This window comes from Novosphingobium anseongense, from assembly GCF_037482895.1.
Lineage (GTDB): Bacteria > Pseudomonadota > Alphaproteobacteria > Sphingomonadales > Sphingomonadaceae > Novosphingobium > Novosphingobium anseongense.
Map to the genome: position 1 here is coordinate 1 of NZ_JBBHJZ010000015.1, position 1876 is coordinate 1876.

Annotated in this window: 2 protein-coding genes; both read left to right on the top strand. The window is 67.3% G+C overall.

Annotated elements, in window-relative coordinates; genetic code table 11:
* On the top strand, nt 1–1260 hold a 1260-nt coding region (locus WG901_RS23725; RefSeq protein WP_339589615.1), incomplete at its 5' end, for a hypothetical protein.
* A 23-nt stretch (nt 1261–1283) separates the two neighbouring features.
* Nucleotides 1284–1876, top strand: a 593-nt coding sequence (locus tag WG901_RS23730; RefSeq protein WP_339589616.1) for a hypothetical protein, incomplete at its 3' end; no start/stop codon positions are given.

Consider the following 1876-nt stretch of genomic DNA (forward strand, 5'->3'; position numbering starts at 1 on the left):
GCGCAGGTCATCTTCCCCGACGGCAGCTCGACGCCGATCACGGACATCCAGATCGCCGACGAACCGCAGAGCTTCCTCGATGACGAGGTCCTGAAGACGGCGCTGGGCAAGTCGCTCGACATCGATCTCATCAGCGGCAGCAATGTCCAGAAGGGCGACGTTCAGGGCGCCGTGCGCGCGGCCTTCGACAAGTCGGCCGAAGACATCATCGCCACCTTCAACCTGACCCAGGTGCCGGGCCTGCAGTTCCAGACGGCGGGCAACAAGTCCGCGGTCGAACAGGACGGCAGCCGCAACCTCGCGCGGATCGACCAGGCCAGCGGCAATCGCGGTTGGGCCATCGTCAACCAGAACGGCGAGGACAGCTCGGCCTCGGTGCGCCAGGCCGATACCGGCGCTCCGCTCCAGGAATCGCTGAACCGCGCCTATGTCGGCCAGGTCGGCTATGCCACGCCTTCGGGCAGCCAGCTCTATTCGAACACAGCCGAGGTCAACCAGACCCACCGCAGCTTCGACCTGTCGTCGCAGGCCTTCAACGGCACCAATGCGGTCAACAATGCCACGATCCAGCAGGGTGGCATGCGCAACTACAACTTCACCTCGGTCACGGTGCCCACGACCGGCGTGGGTGAGCAGAACCGCGCGCGCATCGATCAGCTCGGCGCCGGCAACGACGGCGTGATCCAGCAGGGTCTCGACAACGCCACGACCTTCGCCGCCGAGACCGGCGACACCGTCGGCAGCTTCAACAACGCGATCCTCTACCAAGAAGGCTTCGGCAACCGCGGCGTCATCCTTCAGGAAGACTACGCTCTCGCCATCACCCGCCAGGTGGGCAGCAACAACGAGGCCTTCGTCCGCCAGGACGGCGACGTGCTCGACAGCGGCAGCTTCAGCGAGATCGACCAGGGCGAACTCAATCCCGGCGGCGACGCCGACGACAACTTCGCGACCGTCTACCAACGCGGCATGGCCCAGGAATCGAAGATCCGCCAACTGAGCAACGGCAACACCGCCTATGTCTATCAAGCACCTGGATCGGCCTATGCCAAGTCGACGATCGTGCAAAAGGGCGGCGTTGGCAACTATGCCACCGTGCTCCAGGCAGCCAGCGTCGCCACGGTGAGCCTCGCCGTGGTCAGCGACATTATGCAGAACGGTTCGTTCAATGAGGCTTTCGTGTCGCAGCAGTTCAATCCCGGCAGCGTGAGCACGATAACGCAGACGGGTAATGGGAACTTCGCTAGGGTGCAGCAGTAAAAGCTGCACAGAGGATACCTGCAATGAGATTGCGAACCGTCCTGCTCGCCGGCGCCGCGCTGATCGGTGCCGCTTCGGCGTCCGCGCAGCGCAACGATCTGTTCGTCGATCAGGTCACCCCCGCGAACACCCGCGCGGTCGAGCAGATCGGAGATGCCGACCGGCGTCCCTCGACCGGCATGGCCCAGGTCAGCCGGACCGCCTCGCCCGCCGCCGCGGGTCAGGTCGCGACGCCGCGCGCGGGCCAGGATCCGCGCTTCGGCCAGCTCTCGTCACGCTCGGCCGGCAACGCGCCGACCTCGCAGCTCTCGACACGCAACGCGCCCACCGGCCTCGCCTCGCTGCCGCCGGGCCTCGTCGATGCCTGCGACCGTGCGGCCCAGGGTCGCGGTCCCGCGCCCAAGGGGGTCGATTGCTCGATCGTCGTCGAGGCTGCGGCGCCGGTGGCACTGGTCTCGGCCGAGCAGTCGCTGTTGACCAGCGCCAACGAGCGCGACAGCCAGCGCGGCGCCGCCGAGCAGCTCGCGCGCGGCAATGCCCCCGACGCCGGCGAGGTCGCGCTGCGCCTCTCGACCGGCGACATCGCGAACTCGCCCGTCGCCCAGGCCGTCGCCGC